The following is a 15,498-nucleotide window of genomic DNA, read 5'->3' as shown; positions in this document are numbered from 1 at the left end:
AACCGGCCCCACTGATCGCAGGTCCAGCTGACAGGGAGCAGCCGAGTTGACGGAACGCGTCGAGCCAAGGACAGAGACCACCGACTCGGGCACCGGCGGTTACGCGGCAGCCCGGCTGCGACTCCTCCAGGAGGAGTCGCGGTCCGGGCCGCCGCGCCGCGGCGCGCTCGCCGGACTCACCGACCAGTGGCTGGCCTCGCTGCTCACCGGTGGCGCCGAGACCGCCGGGATCACCGGCGGCGTGGCGCTGGTCGCCGTCGGCGGATACGGGCGCGGCGAACTCTCCCCGCGCAGCGACCTCGACGTCGTCCTGCTGCACGACGGCTCCGCCGACTCCTCGGCCGTCGCCGCGCTCGCCGACCACGTCTGGTATCCCGTCTGGGACATGGGGCTGGCCCTCGACCACTCCGTACGCACCCCCGACGAGGCCCGCAAGACCGCCGCCGAGGACCTGAAGGTCCAGCTCGGCCTGCTGGACGCCCGCCACCTCGCGGGCGACGCCGACCTCACCGCGGGCTTGCGCACCACCGTCCTCGCCGACTGGCGCGCCCAGGCCCCCAAGCGCCTGCCCGAACTGCGCGAGTTGTGCCAGGAGCGCGGCGAGCGCCACGGCGAGCTCCAGTACCTGCTCGAACCCGACCTGAAGGAGGCCCGCGGCGGGCTGCGCGACGCCACCGCGCTGCGCGCCATCGCCGCCTCCTGGCTCGCCGACGCGCCCCGCGAGGGCCTGGACGAGGCCCGGCGCCGCCTGCTGGACACCCGCGACGCGCTCCACCTGGCCACCGGCCGGGCCACCGAGCGGCTCTCCCTCCAGGAACAGGACCAGATCGCCGCCGCGCTCGGCCTGCTGGACGCCGACGCCCTGCTGCGCCAGGTCTACGAGTCGGCCCGGACCATCGCGTACGCCAGCGATGTCACCTGGCGCGAGGTCGACCGGGTGCTGCGCGCCCGCTCGGCGAGCCGTCCGCGGCTGCGCGGACTGCTCGGCGGCCGCGGACGCTCCGGCTCCGGCTCCGCGCAGACCCCGGGGGAGCGCAGCCCGCTCGCCGAGGGCGTCGTCGAACAGGACGGCGAGGTGGTGCTCGCCCGCGCCGCGCGCCCCGAGCGTGACCCCGTGCTCCCCCTGCGGGCCGCCGCGGCCGCCGCCCAGGCCGGGCTTCCGCTCTCGCTGCACGCCGTACGGCGACTGGCCGCCGCCGCGCGCCCGCTGCCGGTGCCCTGGCCGCCCGAGGCCCGGGAGGAACTGGTCACCCTGCTGGGCGCGGGCGAGTCCACCGTCGCGGTCTGGGAGGCGCTGGAGGCCGAGGGCCTGATCACCCGGCTGCTGCCGGACTGGGAGCGGGTCCGCTGCCGCCCGCAGCGCAACCCCGTGCACCGCTGGACCGTCGACCGCCACCTGGTCGAGACGGCGGTGCGGGCCAGCGCGCTCAGCCGCCGCGTCGGCCGCCCCGACCTGCTGCTGGTCGCCGCGCTGCTGCACGACATCGGCAAGGGCTGGCCCGGCGACCACTCGGTGGTGGGGGAGACGATCGTCCGCGACGTGGCCGCCCGGATCGGCTTCGACCGCGCCGATGTGTCCGTCCTCGCCACCCTCGTACGCCACCATCTGCTGCTGGTCGAGACCGCCACCCGCCGCGACCTGGACGACCCCGCCACCGTGCACGCGGTCGCCGAGGCCGTCCACGGCCCCGTCACCCTGGAACTGCTGCACGCCCTCACCGAGGCCGACGCGCTGGCCACCGGGCCCGCGGCGTGGAGCGCCTGGCGCGGCGCGCTCGTGGCCGACCTGGTCAAGCGGGTCGCCGCCGTCCTCGCGGGGGAGCCCGCCGAGGACCAGGCCGCCCCGCAGCACACCACGGCCGAGCAGGAACGCCTCGCCATCGAGGCCCGCCGCACCGGCGGCCCGGTGCTGGCCCTCCACGCCCGCTCCGAGGCCCTTCCCCCGGGCACCCCCGAGGGCTCCGACGGCCCCGAGGAGACATCGGAACCGGAACCGATCGGAGTAGAGCTGCTGATCGCCGTCCCCGACCAGTCCGGGGTGCTGGCGGCGGCCGCCGGGGTGCTGGCCCTGCACCGGCTCACGGTCCGGGCGGCCGACCTGCGCGCCGTCGAGCTGCCGTCGGAGCTGGACGGCACGGAGCGCGGGGGCGCCGACGTCCTGCTGCTGAGCTGGCGCGTAGCCGCCGAGTACGGTTCGCTCCCGCAGGCCGCCCGGCTACGGAACGATCTGCTCCGGGCGCTGGACGGCTCGCTCGACATCGTCGCCCGGCTCGCCGAACGCGAGGCCGCCTACCGCAAGTACCCGCGCCGCCGGGGCGTCCACGCCCCGCCCCCGCGGGTCACGGTCGCGCCCGGCAGCTCACAGCTCGCCACCGTGATCGAGGTCCGCGCCCAGGACGTCCCCGGCCTCCTCCACCGCATCGGCCGCGCCCTGGAGGCCGCCGGCGTCACGGTCCGCAGCGCCCACGTCAGCACGCTGGGCGCGAACGCCGTCGACGCGTTCTACGTCACGGATGCCACGGGCACCCCCCTGCCCCCGACACGCGCGGCCGAGGTGGCCCAAGAGGTAGAACAAGCCCTACGCTGACGCCCCGCCGACGAGGCCCGACCTTCCGGGGGCGCCGGGCCACTGCCCCCGGCCCCGCGTACGAGGACATGGCGGTGGCGGGGCGGAGGTGCCCCGCCTCCAGCCCCTCCGGGGTGGCGGGTTCCAGAGGCAGTGATGCCCCACCTCCAGCCCCTCCGGCGATTGAGGAGCGGGGTCCAGGGGCGGGGCCCCGGAGCCCCGGGGCGAGGAAAGGGGACGGCGCACGCCCGGGGGCAGACCGTTACCGCGGCGTGCGGATACCCTTGGAGGCCGACCGCCGACCCGACATCCGACCGAAGGATTCGCGACCACCGTGTTCGATACCCTCTCCGATCGCCTCGCAGCGACTTTCAAGAACCTCCGGGGCAAGGGCCGCCTCAGCGAGGCGGACATCGACGCAACGGCACGCGAGATCCGGATCGCCTTGCTCGAGGCGGACGTCGCGCTGCCCGTCGTACGGGCGTTCATCAAGCAGGTCAAGGAGCGCAGCCTCGGGGCCGAGGTCTCCCAGGCGCTGAACCCCGCCCAGCAGGTCATCAAGATCGTCAACGAGGAGCTGATCGGCATCCTCGGCGGCGACGCCCGCCGCCTCCGCTTCGCCAAGCAGCCCCCGACGGTCATCATGCTCGCGGGTCTCCAGGGCGCCGGTAAGACGACGCTCGCCGGAAAGCTGGGCCGCTGGCTGAAGGGGCAGGGCCACGCGCCGCTGCTCGTCGCGTGTGACCTTCAGCGCCCCAACGCGGTCAACCAGCTCTCGGTGGTCGCCGAGCGCGCGGGCGTCGCGGTGTTCGCGCCGGAGCCGGGCAACGGCGTCGGCGACCCGGTGAAGGTGGCCGAGGACTCGGTCGAGTTCGCCAAGACCAAGCAGCACGACGTCGTGATCGTCGACACCGCGGGCCGCCTCGGCATCGACGAGGAGCTGATGCGCCAGGCCGCGGACATCCGCGACGCGGTCAGCCCGGACGAGGTCCTGTTCGTCGTCGACGCGATGATCGGCCAGGACGCGGTGAACACCGCCGAGGCGTTCCGCGACGGCGTCGGCTTCGACGGCGTGGTGCTCTCCAAGCTCGACGGCGACGCGCGCGGCGGTGCCGCGCTGTCCATCGCGCATGTCACCGGCCGTCAGATCATGTTCGCCTCCAACGGCGAGAAGCTGGACGACTTCGACGCGTTCCACCCGGACCGCATGGCGTCCCGCATCCTCGGCATGGGCGACATGCTCAGCCTCATCGAGAAGGCCGAGCAGACCTTCAGCCAGCAAGAGGCCGAGAAGATGGCGGCCAAGCTGGCGAAGGGCCCCAAGGAGTTCACGCTCGACGACTTCCTGGCGCAGATGGAGCAGGTCCGCAAGATGGGCTCCATCTCCAAGCTGCTCGGCATGCTGCCGGGCATGGGCCAGATGAAGGACCAGATCAACAATCTGGACGAGAGGGACGTGGACCGCACGGCCGCGATCATCAAGTCGATGACTCCGGCCGAGCGCCAGGACCCGCACATCATCAACGGCTCCCGCCGCGCCCGTATCGCCCGTGGTTCCGGCGTCGAGGTGAGCGCGGTCAAGAACCTGGTGGAGCGGTTCTTCGACGCGCGCAAGATGATGTCGAAGATGGCCCAGGGCGGCGGCATGCCGGGGATGCCCGGGATGCCGGGCATGCCGGGTGCGGGCGGCAGCGCCAAGCGCAAGGGCAAGCAGCAGAAGAAGGTCAAGGGCAAGCAGCGCTCGGGCAACCCGATGAAGAGGAAGGCCGACGAGCAGGCCGCCGCGGCGCGCCGGGAGCAGGCGGGCCAGCAGGGCGGCGCGTTCGGCATGCCGGGCGGCGGCCAGGGCGGCCAGGACTTCGAACTCCCCGACGAGTTCAAGAAGTTCATGGGCTGAACGGGCCGAACGGCCTCCACGGATCGAACCGACCGTAGAGCACCAGGTGCGCGGGTCCCCGCCATGGGCGGCAGGGGGCCCGCGCACCTGCGTGTTCACACCCGCGCGATCAGATACCGCAGAACGTTCGGCATCCACACCGTCCCGTCCGCCCGCTGGTACGGATGCAGCGCCTCCGCCACCTCCTTGCGCACCTGCGTGGGATCGGTCGCCCGCTCCGCCGCGTCGAACAGCCCCGTCGACAGCAGGCCGCGCACCGCGCTGGCCAGGTCGGCGTACCCGAACGGGCAGGCCACCCGGCCCGATCCGTCCGGCCGCAGCCCGGCCCGTTCGGCCAGCGTCTCCAGGTCGTCCCGGCCGCACGGCCGCCAGCGCGCCGGGGCGCACATCGGGTCGGCGAGCCGGGCCCCCACCCGCAGCACCGACGAGGTGGCGCACCGCTCCGGCGGGCCCCACCCGGCCAGCACCACCGCGCCGCCGCGCTCGGCGAGCGCCGCGGCCGCCGTGAGCGAGGACGCCGCCGCGGCGGGCCCGCCGGGTCCGCCCGCCGCGAGGGCGCCCAGCGGCTCGAAGACGGTCACCACGGTGAAGCCGGACGCCCCCGCCGCCTCCCGCGCGCACGCCGACTCCGGGCCGCCGAACCCCAGCCGCACCGGGTCGGCCAGCCGCTGCCGCGCCAGCGCGAGGCGCGGCTCGTCCGTGTCGACCCCGCTGACGTCGGCGCCCCGCCCGGCCGCCATGAGCAGGGCGAGCCCCGAGCCGCAGCCCAGGCCCAGCAGCCGCGTTCCGGCGCCGACGTCCAGCCGTTCGTACACGGCCTCGTACAGCGGCACCAGCATCCGCTCCTGGATCTCCGCCCAGTCGCGGGCGCGGTCGTGAGGGTCCGCCGGGCGCGGCGGGGAGTGGTGCGGGCGGCGCCGCCGCCGTACGAGCGTAGATGTCATCAAAAGGGCCCCAATCAGCGAAGAGCAGTGCCGTCGTCAGATCCGCCGTTGTGCGCCAGAGGGTGCCGTGTGGAGGGTGCCGGGCGGTGCCGGCCGTTCCACGGGACACCCGCTCGTCGCGTCCCACCCCCGTATGCCAGAGAACTCCGCATCCGTCCGCGCGTCCAGAGCTTTCACGGCCGTGCTTGCGTGCCCCCTCCGTGCGCCCCCGCGCGCCTTCGCGTCCGCCCCGCTCCCGGGCCCGCCCCGGGGCGCCGCACCGCGCCCCGGCCGATATTCGCGGCGGTCGGGCGGGCCGCCGCCGTACGATCGGCGGCATGGTCAAAGCACCCGTTCTCACCCCTCGTGCGGTGGATTTTCCGCGCTGGTACCAGGATGTGATCAACAAGGCCGAACTGGCCGAGAACGGGCCGGTGCGCGGCACCATGGTCATCCGACCGTACGGATACGGGCTGTGGGAGCGGATGCAGCGCGATCTGGACGCGCGGATCAAGGCGGTCGGCGTCCAGAACGCCTACTTCCCCCTCTTCATCCCGCAGTCGTACCTGACGCGGGAGGCCGAGCACGTCGAGGGCTTCGCTCCCGAACTCGCGGTCGTCACCCACGGCGGCGGCAAGGAGCTGGAGGAACCGGTGGTGGTCCGGCCCACCTCCGAGACCATCGTCAACGAGTACTTCTCCAAGTGGGTGCAGAGCTACCGCGATCTGCCGCTGCTGATCAACCAGTGGGCCAATGTGGTGCGTTGGGAGCTGCGGCCCCGGCTGTTCCTGCGGACGACGGAATTCCTCTGGCAGGAGGGCCACACCGCCCACGCCACGTACGAGGACGCCCGGGCGTTCGCCGCCCGCATCCACCGCGACGTCTACGCCGACTTCATGGAGAACGTGCTCGCCATGGACGTCGTCCTGGGCCGCAAGACCGCGCGGGAGCGCTTCGCGGGCGCCGTCAACACCCTCACCCTCGAAGGGATGATGGGCGACGGCAAGGCGCTCCAGCTGGGCACCAGCCATGAGCTGGGCCAGAACTTCGCCCGCGCCTTCAACACCCGCTATCTGTCCAGGGACGGCGTGCAGGAGCTGGTCTGGCAGACCTCCTGGGGCAGCACGACCCGCATGGTCGGCGCGCTGGTGATGATGCACGGCGACGACGACGGGCTGCGGCTGCCGCCCCGGCTGGCCCCGGTCCAGGCCGTCGTCCTCGCGGTCAAGGGCGACGACGCGGTGCTCGCCGCGGTCCGCGAGACGGGCGACCGGCTGGCGGCGGCGGGCGTACGGGTCGAGGTCGACGACCGCGTCGACCTCCCCTTCGGCCGCCGCGCCGTCGACTGGGAGCTGCGCGGCGTACCGGTGCGCGTCGAGATCGGCCCGCGCGATCTGGAGGCGGGCACCGCCACGCTCGCCCGGCGGATCCCGGGCGGCAAGGAGCCGGTGCGCACCGATCTGCTGGCCGAGGCGGTGCCGAAGGCGCTGGAGGAGGACCAGGCGCTGCTGCTGCGCCAGGCGCGGGAGCGCCGCACGGCGCGCACGGTGGAGGCGCGGACCGTGGAGGCGGCCGCGGAGGCGGCGGCCGCGGGCGGCTGGGCGCGCATCCCGTGGGCCGACCTGGGCCCGGAGGGCGAGGCCGCGCTCGCCGAGCGGTCGGTTTCGGTGCGGTGCCTGGTCACCGAGGACGGGGCGGTGCCGGACGCCGACGACGCGCCAGGTAACGTCGCCTACGTGGCCCGCGCCTACTGACGTACGAGCTGACGATGGGCTGACGTACGAGCCGGTGCGCACGGCCCGGCGTACGAGGCGGTACGTACCGCCTTGGTGCGCCGTGGGCGGCTCATCCATGCATGTGCGCACCCGCCCTCGTCGCGACGCATCAGCGTCGAACTGACTGGTACGTGCAAATTATTTGAGATGCCCCGGAATCGGAACACCGGGCGGCTCCTGCTCGTTAGCACGACGTGAGCACGACACCACCTGTACTCGCCGCAGAGCTGGCGCAGGCGTGGGCCGACATTCAACGGCACCACCCCGAGCTGCCGGATCTCGCCGCGCCCGAATCGCTGATCGGAGAGTCGTCGTCCGCATGTGGCGCCGAGCTCTCCTTCGAACGGCTGCTGCACGAGGCAGTCCATGGCATCGCCGCAGCCCGCGGTGTCCGTGACACCTCGCGCGCCGGCCGCTACCACAACCGCCGGTTCCTGGCGATCGCCGAGGAGCTTGGGCTCGACCACTCCGAGGAGCCGCATCCCAGCAGCGGCTTCTCGCTGGTCACTCTCAGCCCCGAGGCGAGAAAGCGCTATCGGACCACGATCGAACGGCTGCACCGGGCCCTCAAGGCGCACACGGTCGCGACCGCCGCCGAGACCTCCCGCGCCTTCCGCGGCCCTGCGGCGCGGCACGGTTCGTCCGGGGGCGGCGTCCGCGTCAAGGCGGTGTGCGACTGCGGGCGCAACGTCCGCGTCGTTCCGTCGGTGCTGGCCCAGGCGCCGATCATGTGCGGTGGCTGCGGGAAGCCGTTCCGCATTCCGGACGCGGTGGCCGCGGTCGGCTGACCGGACACGGTGTGGCAGAATGGTCCGCTGTACTCGACAGCCGACCAGGACCCCTCTCTCCTCCGGCTGACGCGTCCATCGGGCACTCGGGTACCGCAACCCCACGCGGCACGTCGCAGTGCTCAACCACGTCAAGACCAGGAGACACCACTCCCGTGGCAGTCAAGATCAAGCTGAAGCGTCTGGGCAAGATCCGTTCGCCTCACTACCGCATCGTCGTCGCCGACTCCCGCACCCGCCGTGACGGCCGGGCGATCGAGGAGATCGGCCTGTACCACCCGGTGCAGAACCCGTCGCGCATCGAGGTCGACTCGGACCGCGTGCAGCACTGGCTGAAGGTCGGCGCTCAGCCGACCGAGCCGGTGCTCGCCATCCTCAAGGTCACCGGCGACTGGCAGAAGTTCAAGGGTCTGCCCGCCCCGGCCCCGATGAAGGTCGCCGAGCCGAAGGCCGACAAGCGCGCCCTGTTCGAGGCCGCGGCCAAGGACGTCGGTGACGAGCCGAAGGGTGAGGCCATCACCCCGAAGGCGAAGAAGTCCGAGAAGAAGTCGGACGAGGCGGCCGAGGCCGCTGAGTCCACCGCGTCGACCGAGGCCTGAGGATGCTCGAGGAAGCCCTCGAGCACCTGGTGAAGGGCATCGTCGACAACCCCGACGACGTGCAGGTCGCCTCGCGCAACCTGCGCCGCGGGCGTGTGCTCGAGGTCCGGGTGCACCCCGACGACTTGGGCAAGGTGATCGGCCGGAACGGCCGCACCGCCCGCGCGCTGCGCACCGTCGTGGGCGCCATCGGCGGCCGTGGGATCCGCGTCGACCTCGTCGACGTGGATCAGGTCAGCTGAGAGGCGATCAATAAGGGCACCGGCACGGGCCGGGGAGGGCTTCGGGCCGTCCCCGGCCCGTGTGCGTGACGTCGACACGCGTGAGACGTCATACGTGAAGACGTGTGCGGGAAAGGGACATGCATCGTGCAGTTGGTTGTCGCGCGGATCGGCCGTGCCCATGGCATCAAGGGTGAGGTCACCGTCGAGGTCCGTACGGACGAGCCCGAGCTGAGGCTCGGCCCGGGCGCCGTGCTGACCACCGAGCCCGCTTCGGCCGGACCGCTGACCATCGAGACCGGCCGGGTGCACAGCGGCCGGCTGCTGCTGCGCTTCGAGGGAGTGCGGGACCGTACGGGCGCGGAGGCGCTGCGCAACGTACTGCTCATCGCGGAGGTCGACCCCGACGAGGTCCCCGAGGACCCCGAGGAGTTCTACGACCACCAGCTGATCGACCTCGATGTGGTCACCGTGGACGGCACGGAGGTCGGCCGGATCTCCGAGATCTCCCATCTGCCGTACCAGGACCTGCTGATCGTGAAGCGGCCCGACGGCAGCGAGGTCATGATCCCGTTCGTCTCCCAGGTGGTGCCGGAGATCGACCTGGAGGAGCAGCGCGCGGTCATCGACCCGCCGCCGGGGCTGTTGGACGAGACCGAGGCGGAGATCGCCACCGGCCGCGAGGACGCGTCGTCATGAGGCTCGACGTCGTCACGATCTTCCCGGAGTACCTGGAGCCGCTGAACGTCTCGCTGGTCGGCAAGGCGCGCGCCCGCGGCCAGCTGGACGTGCGCGTGCACGATCTGCGCTCCTGGACGCACGACCGGCACAACACGGTGGACGACACCCCGTACGGCGGCGGCCCGGGCATGGTCATGAAGCCCGAGCCCTGGGGCGAGGCGCTGGACGCGATCATCGCGTCCGGCGAGGGCGAGGGGCTGCCCGCGCCGACGCTGGTGGTGCCCACCCCGAGCGGCCGCCCGTTCACCCAGACCCTCGCCGTGGAGCTGTCCAAGCGCCCCTGGCTGGTCTTCGCGCCGGCGCGCTACGAGGGCATCGACCGGCGGGTGATCGAGGAGTACGGGGATCGGCTGGAGATCCACGAGGTCTCCATCGGCGACTACGTCCTGGCGGGCGGCGAGGCCGCGGTCCTGGTGATCACGGAGGCCGTCGCCCGGCTGCTGCCCGGGGTGCTGGGCAACGCCGAATCGCATCAGGACGACTCCTTCGCCCCGGGCGCGATGGCCGATCTGCTGGAGGGCCCCGTCTACACCAAGCCCCCCGAGTGGCGTGGCCGGGACATCCCGGAGGTGCTGGTCAGCGGCCATCACGGCAAGATCGCCCGATGGCGCAGGGACGAGGCGTTCCGCCGCACCAGCGCCCACCGCCCCGATCTGATCGAGCGCTGCGACCCGGCGACGCTGGACAAGCACGACCGCGCGCTCCTGGCCGAGCTGGGCTGGGAGGAGCTGCCCGGGTCGGGTGAAACCGGGGGACGGGCCCGATTTGGGCGGCCGGACCGGGCCATGGAACAATAGGCCGCTGCCGTACGTCCGGGCGTGCGCCCCTGCCACAGGGGGACCGACGCTCGCCCGATGAGGGCGGCACTCCGAATCAACATTCCGATATGCCGCTGATGACCTGTGGCATCAGCGAGGAAAGCAGACGATCATGTCTCACCTGCTCGACAATGTCGACTCCGCGTCGCTGCGCAGCGACATCCCGACCTTCCGCCCCGGCGACACGGTCAACGTCCACGTCCGCGTCATCGAGGGCAACCGCTCGCGTGTCCAGCAGTTCAAGGGCGTCGTCATCCGCCGCCAGGGCTCCGGTGTGCGGGAGACCTTCACGGTCCGCAAGGTGAGCTTCAGCGTCGGCGTCGAGCGCACCTTCCCGGTGCACACCCCGATCGTCGAGAAGATCGAGGTCGTCACCCGCGGTGACGTGCGCCGTGCGAAGCTGTACTACCTGCGTGACCTCCGCGGCAAGGCCGCGAAGATCAAGGAGAAGCGCACCAGCTGAGTTTTGCTCGACACTTGAGCTCCCGTCGGATGCCCCGGCCGGGCCGGATAGGCTCTCGCCCGATGGACATCGAAGGACGGCTCGCGGAGCGCGATCGCTCCTCCTGTTCCGGTTCGGAGCACGAGGAGCGATCGCGCTCTTCGCATGCCCCGGAGGAGTCCCCGGAGACTTCTCCGGAGGCGAGGCCGTCCGGCGAGCGGCCGTGGCGTCGGGCCGCGCTCCTCGCGGCCGCCTCCATGGCGCTGGTGCTGCTGGTGAGCGGGTTCGTGGTGCAGCCGTTCCTGATCCCCAGCGGCTCCATGGAGAACACCCTGCGCCCCGGGGACCGGGTGCTGGTGAACAAGCTCGCCTACCGTTTCGGGGACGATCCGCGCCGCGGCGACGTTGTCGTCTTCGACGGCACCGGCTCCTTCCTCCAGGAGGAGCCGTCCGGGAACCCGGTGACCGGGGCGCTGCGCAAGGCGGCCGCGGCGGTCGGTCTCGCCGAGCCCGCCGAGACCGACTACATCAAGCGTGTGGTGGGCGTCGGCGGTGACCGGGTCACCTGCTGCGACAAGCGGGGGAGGATCGAGGTGAACGGCCGGCCCGTGAACGAGGACTATCTGTACCCCGGCGACGCCCCCTCGCGGGTGCCGTTCGACACCGTCGTGCCCGAGGGCCGGCTGTGGGTGATGGGCGACCACCGCGGCGCCTCCCGGGACTCACGGGACCACCTCGGCGAGCCGGGCGGCGGCACCGTCCCCGTGGACCAGGTGGTCGGGCGGGCCGACTGGATCGGCTGGCCGTTCGGCCGGTGGTCCCGCGTGCGGGGCCAGGAAGTCTTCGCCCATGTTCCCGGACCGGGCGGGGCATCGGGCGCGGCCCCGGGCGGTGCGCATGGGTAACCGCGGACGCCCCCGCTCCGGTATCCGTTCCGGCCCTCGCTCCGGCGCCCGTTCCGGCACCCGCCGGCCGGGCCTCGGCCTGGGTCCCGCTCCCGAGGCGCCGCCGTCGCGCGAGCCGGGGCAGCGTCGGCTCGCCACGCGCGCGGAGCGGCGCCGGGTGCAGCAGCGGATCAAGCGCAGAAGACGCCGTTCCGCCGTGCGGGAGATACCGATCCTGATCGGCGTGGCGCTGGTGATCGCGCTCGTCCTCAAGACCTTCCTGGTGCAGGCGTTCGTGATCCCGTCCGGCTCGATGGAGCAGACGATCAAGATCGGCGACCGGGTGCTGGTCGACAAGTTCACCCCGTGGTTCGGCTCGAAGCCGGAGCGCGGGGACGTGGTGGTGTTCAAGGACCCCGGCGGCTGGCTGGACGACGAGCGGAAGCCGCCCGAGGAGGACCCGCCGGTCATCAAGCAGGGCAAGGAGTTCCTGACCTTCATCGGTCTGCTGCCCTCGTCGGACGAGCAGGACCTGATCAAGCGAGTGGTCGCGGTCGGCGGCGACACGGTGGCATGCTGTGATACGAACGGCAGGGTCACGGTCAACGGGACGCCGCTGAACGAGTCGTATCTGTACCCGGGGAACCCACCGTCGCAGCGCAAGTTCAAGGTGACGGTCCCCGCGGGGCGGATGTTCATGATGGGCGACCACCGGTCCAACTCGGCGGACTCCCGGGTGCACCTCGACGAGGCGTACCAGGGCACCGTCGCGGACGCGAGCGTGGTGGGCCGCGCCGTGGTGATCGCGTGGCCGTTCGGCCATATGCAACAGCTGGAAGAACCAGGAACGTACGCGTCCGTGCGGGACGCGCCGAGTGGGGCGACACAGGCGAGCGGTGCGCCGCATAGGCTGTCCCCCATGGATCAGCAAGGAATGATCCAGCTCCCGACCCCTGCGGAACTCCCGCTCGTTATGGGAGTGGTGGGCCTGCGCCGTTCGTGGAGCAGGCGGCAGGTGCGGCGTGAGGAGTGAATGTGGGGGATCTGGCGGTCGGCGCGCGATCCGGTCACGAAGAGCCCGAGAAGCGGCCAGGAACGAGGGGAGAGGGGACCGCGGACCAGGCACCGGAAGCGCCCGGGGCACCCCCGGCAGCGGGAGGCGCCCCCACGGCGGAACCGGCTGATCCGCCGTCCTCCGGCCCGTCCGGTCCGCCCCCCTCGGGGCCGCCCGGGGCCGGGTCCGGCGCGGAGCGGGAGACCGGCTCCGAGGACGACAGCACGGCGCCCGGCCCCGGTCGGCGGTCCGCGAAGGGGCGGAAGGCACGCTCCTTCTGGAAGGAGCTGCCGATCCTGATCTTCATCGCGCTGGTGCTGGCGCTGTTGATCAAGACTTTCCTGGTGCAGGCGTTCTCGATCCCGTCCGACTCGATGCAGAACACGCTCCAGCGGGGCGACCGGGTGCTGGTGGACAAGCTCACCCCCTGGTTCGGCTCGAAGCCGGAGCGCGGCGAGGTGGTCGTCTTCCACGACCCGGGCGGCTGGCTGGGGGAGACCCAGACGCAGGACTCGGGCCCGATCGCCGAGGGCATCCAGGAAGCGCTCAGCAAGGTCGGCCTGATGCCGTCCGCCGATGAGAAGGACCTGATCAAGCGAGTGATCGCGGTCGGCGGCGACACGGTCTCGTGCAAGCGCGGCGGCAAGGTGAAGGTCAACGGCAAGGCGCTGGACGAGCCGTACATCTTCCCCGGGAACACTCCCTGTGACGAGAAGCCGTTCGGCCCGATCAAGGTGCCCAAGGACCGGATCTGGGTGATGGGCGACCACCGCCAGGACTCGCTGGACTCCCGCTACCACCAGAACCTGCACGACGGCACCGTCTCGGTGGACGACGTCGTCGGGCGCGCGATCGTGGTCGCCTGGCCGGTCAACCGCTGGTCCGCCCTGTCGATCCCCGGCACCTTCGAGCAGCCGGGGCTGAGCGCGGCGGCCTCCATGGCCCCCTCGGCGCTCGGGCTCGCGGGCGCGGTGCCGATCGTGCTGTGGCGTCGTCGCAGGCGGGAAGCGAAGGTGCGGGGGACGGCTGACTGACGCCCCGTACCGCGGGTAAGGTGCGATCTCGTGCCACAGGGCATGCGGAACATGACCTTCTAGGTCTGCTGGACTGTCTGCTGGACGCGGTGGGAGCACTGGTATGAGCGATGCCCGAGGGGCGGGGGGCAGCAGGCTGGGCGCCGTGCTGTCCGGGCTGGCGGTGGCCGTCGGCAGTGTGCTGTTCCTGGGCGGCTTCGCCTGGGGAGCGGTGCTCTACAAGCCGTACAGCGTGCCGACGGACTCGATGACGCCGACCATCGGCAAGGGCGACCGGGTGCTCGCACAGCGCATCGACGGCGCCGAGGTGCGCCGGGGTGACGTGGTCGTCTTCCAGGACGAGGTCTGGGGTTCCCTGCCGATGGTCAAGCGGGTCATCGGGGTCGGCGGTGACAAGGTCGCGTGCTGCGACAAGCAGAACCGCGTCACCGTGGACGGCAAGGCGCTCGAAGAACCGTATCTCCAGGCCAAGGAACCGGCCTCGATGACCCAGTTCTCCACCACCGTGCCCAAGGGGAGCCTGTTCCTCATGGGCGACCACCGCAGCGACTCCCTCGACTCCCGGACGCACCTCACCGACAGCAGCCGCGGAGCCGTCCCCACGGACGCCGTGACGGCCCGGGTGGACGCCACCGCGTGGCCGCTGGGCTCCTTCGGCATGATGGGGCGCCCGGACGTGTTCAAGGACCTTCCGGGCGGGGTCTCGCAGCCCGGTCCGCTCCGGCTCGTTTCGGTCTCGGTCCTGACCGGCGCGGTGCTCATCCTGGGAGGTGCGGCCTACGGACCGGTCGCGCGCCGGATGGGAGGCGGCACCACCCGGCGGGACGAGACGCGGGAGAAGGTGGCGGCCAGTGGCTGACGGGGCCGATGAGACCGGCGCGGACGCGGCGGCGCCGCGGAAGGTCGCCCGGGTGGTGCTGCTCGACCCGCGGGACCGGATCCTTCTGCTGCACGGCTACGAACCGGACGACCCCTCGCTGACCTGGTGGTTCACCCCGGGCGGCGGGCTGGAGGGCGACGAGTCCCGCGAGCAGGCCGCCCTGCGCGAACTGGCGGAGGAGACCGGGATCACCGACGTGCGGCTCGGCCCGCTGCTGTGGCGGCGCACCTGCTCCTTCCCGTTCTACGGCCGGCGCTGGCACCAGGACGAGTGGTACTACCTGGCCCGCACGGAGCAGACCACGACGAGCCCGGAGGGGCTGACGGAGCTGGAGCGGCGCAGCATGGCAGGGCTGCGCTGGTGGACGCTGGAGGAGCTGGCCGGGGCGGCCGAGCCGGTGTACCCGACCCGGCTCGTGGAACTGTTGCGTACGCTGCTCGACGAGGGACCGCCCAGTACACCGGTGATCCTGGAGACTGAGCGCGTCTGACGCACAATGGGGGGACGCACGGCTGAAGGGGAACATGCCATGAGCGCCGAGGACCTCGAGAAGTACGAGACCGAGATGGAGCTGAAGCTCTACCGGGAGTACCGCGATGTCGTCGGTCTGTTCAAATACGTGATCGAGACCGAGCGCCGCTTCTATCTCACCAACGACTACGAGATGCAGGTGCACTCGGTCCAGGGTGAGGTCTTCTTCGAGGTGTCGATGGCGGACGCCTGGGTCTGGGACATGTACCGACCGGCGCGGTTCGTCAAGCAGGTACGGGTACTCACGTTCAAGGACGTGAATATCGAGGAGCTGAACAAGAGCGATCTCGACCTTCCGGGCGGCTGACCCGCACCCCGGCTGACTCACTCTTCCGGGTGGCCGCG

At 72.1% G+C, this 15,498-nt stretch carries 15 protein-coding genes and 1 pseudogene; 15 read left to right on the top strand and 1 reads right to left on the bottom strand.

Features of this window, described 5'->3' with window-relative positions:
• Nucleotides 1–46: 46 nt before the first annotated feature.
• Both ACH4TL_RS00650 and ffh read left to right on the top strand, forming a co-directional pair.
• Nucleotides 47–2,587: a [protein-PII] uridylyltransferase gene (locus tag ACH4TL_RS00650; protein ID WP_398322517.1), complete on the top strand. Its 2,541-nt coding sequence runs from the start codon at nt 47–49 to the stop codon at nt 2,585–2,587.
• A gap of 313 nt (nt 2,588–2,900) precedes the next feature.
• On the top strand, nt 2,901–4,463 hold the full coding sequence (ffh, locus tag ACH4TL_RS00645; protein WP_398322520.1) for a signal recognition particle protein: 1,563 nt from the start codon (nt 2,901–2,903) through the stop codon (nt 4,461–4,463).
• Between the two features lie 95 nt (nt 4,464–4,558).
• On the opposite strand, the gene ACH4TL_RS00640 is transcribed toward ffh, so the two are convergent.
• On the bottom strand, nt 4,559–5,407 hold the full coding sequence (locus ACH4TL_RS00640) for an SAM-dependent methyltransferase (protein ID WP_398322523.1): 849 nt from the start codon (nt 5,405–5,407) through the stop codon (nt 4,559–4,561).
• Between the two features lie 317 nt (nt 5,408–5,724).
• Here ACH4TL_RS00640 and proS point away from each other — a divergent pair, with 317 nt between their 5' ends.
• The 13 genes and pseudogenes from proS to ACH4TL_RS00575 all read left to right on the top strand — a co-directional run bounded on the left by proS (nt 5,725) and on the right by ACH4TL_RS00575 (nt 15,460).
• Nucleotides 5,725–7,140 carry a proline--tRNA ligase gene (proS, locus tag ACH4TL_RS00635; RefSeq protein WP_398322526.1) on the top strand — a complete coding sequence of 472 codons (1,416 nt, stop codon included), beginning with the start codon at nt 5,725–5,727 and terminating at the stop codon, nt 7,138–7,140.
• 215 nt (nt 7,141–7,355) lie between these two features.
• Nucleotides 7,356–7,949, top strand: a complete 594-nt coding sequence (locus ACH4TL_RS00630; RefSeq protein WP_398322529.1) for a hypothetical protein — start codon at nt 7,356–7,358, stop codon at nt 7,947–7,949.
• 155 nt (nt 7,950–8,104) lie between these two features.
• Nucleotides 8,105–8,548: a 30S ribosomal protein S16 gene (rpsP, locus tag ACH4TL_RS00625; protein ID WP_398322532.1), complete on the top strand. Its 444-nt coding sequence runs from the start codon at nt 8,105–8,107 to the stop codon at nt 8,546–8,548.
• A gap of 2 nt (nt 8,549–8,550) precedes the next feature.
• On the top strand, nt 8,551–8,790 hold the full coding sequence (locus tag ACH4TL_RS00620) for an RNA-binding protein (protein WP_003958958.1): 240 nt from the start codon (nt 8,551–8,553) through the stop codon (nt 8,788–8,790).
• Between the two features lie 126 nt (nt 8,791–8,916).
• Nucleotides 8,917–9,468, top strand: a complete 552-nt coding sequence (gene rimM, locus ACH4TL_RS00615; RefSeq protein ID WP_398322535.1) for a ribosome maturation factor RimM — start codon at nt 8,917–8,919, stop codon at nt 9,466–9,468.
• Complete coding sequence (gene trmD / locus ACH4TL_RS00610) at nt 9,465–10,307, top strand: tRNA (guanosine(37)-N1)-methyltransferase TrmD (protein ID WP_398322538.1); 843 nt, start codon at nt 9,465–9,467, stop codon at nt 10,305–10,307. Before rimM ends, trmD begins: the two co-directional genes overlap by 4 nt.
• Nucleotides 10,308–10,440: 133 nt before the next feature.
• Nucleotides 10,441–10,791: a 50S ribosomal protein L19 gene (gene rplS / locus ACH4TL_RS00605; protein ID WP_123106328.1), complete on the top strand. Its 351-nt coding sequence runs from the start codon at nt 10,441–10,443 to the stop codon at nt 10,789–10,791.
• 62 nt (nt 10,792–10,853) lie between these two features.
• Nucleotides 10,854–11,675, top strand: coding sequence for a signal peptidase I (lepB, locus tag ACH4TL_RS00600; protein ID WP_398322543.1), 822 nt, complete (start codon nt 10,854–10,856; stop codon nt 11,673–11,675).
• A pseudogene (gene lepB, locus ACH4TL_RS00595) lies at nt 11,668–12,793 on the top strand (signal peptidase I); the annotation flags it as partial. The gene lepB (ACH4TL_RS00600) and the pseudogene lepB (ACH4TL_RS00595), both read left to right, overlap by 8 nt.
• Complete coding sequence (gene lepB / locus ACH4TL_RS00590; RefSeq protein WP_398322546.1) at nt 12,684–13,742, top strand: signal peptidase I; 1,059 nt, start codon at nt 12,684–12,686, stop codon at nt 13,740–13,742. The pseudogene lepB (ACH4TL_RS00595) and the gene lepB (ACH4TL_RS00590), both read left to right, overlap by 110 nt.
• A 103-nt stretch (nt 13,743–13,845) precedes the next feature.
• Complete coding sequence (gene lepB / locus ACH4TL_RS00585; RefSeq protein WP_398322549.1) at nt 13,846–14,601, top strand: signal peptidase I; 756 nt, start codon at nt 13,846–13,848, stop codon at nt 14,599–14,601.
• Nucleotides 14,594–15,112 carry an NUDIX hydrolase gene (locus ACH4TL_RS00580; RefSeq protein ID WP_398322552.1) on the top strand — a complete coding sequence of 173 codons (519 nt, stop codon included), beginning with the start codon at nt 14,594–14,596 and terminating at the stop codon, nt 15,110–15,112. Before lepB (ACH4TL_RS00585) ends, ACH4TL_RS00580 begins: the two co-directional genes overlap by 8 nt.
• Before the next feature lie 39 nt (nt 15,113–15,151).
• Nucleotides 15,152–15,460, top strand: a complete 309-nt coding sequence (locus tag ACH4TL_RS00575; RefSeq protein ID WP_009714730.1) for a DUF2469 domain-containing protein — start codon at nt 15,152–15,154, stop codon at nt 15,458–15,460.
• Nucleotides 15,461–15,498 lie beyond the last annotated feature (38 nt).

The sequence above is a fragment of the Streptomyces sp. NPDC021115 genome, from assembly GCF_044333065.1.
In the GTDB taxonomy this organism is placed as follows: Bacteria; Actinomycetota; Actinomycetes; order Streptomycetales; family Streptomycetaceae; genus Streptomyces.
The sequence above is the reverse complement of the archived record's forward strand: the minus strand, read 5'-3'. Positions and strand labels throughout refer to the sequence as shown.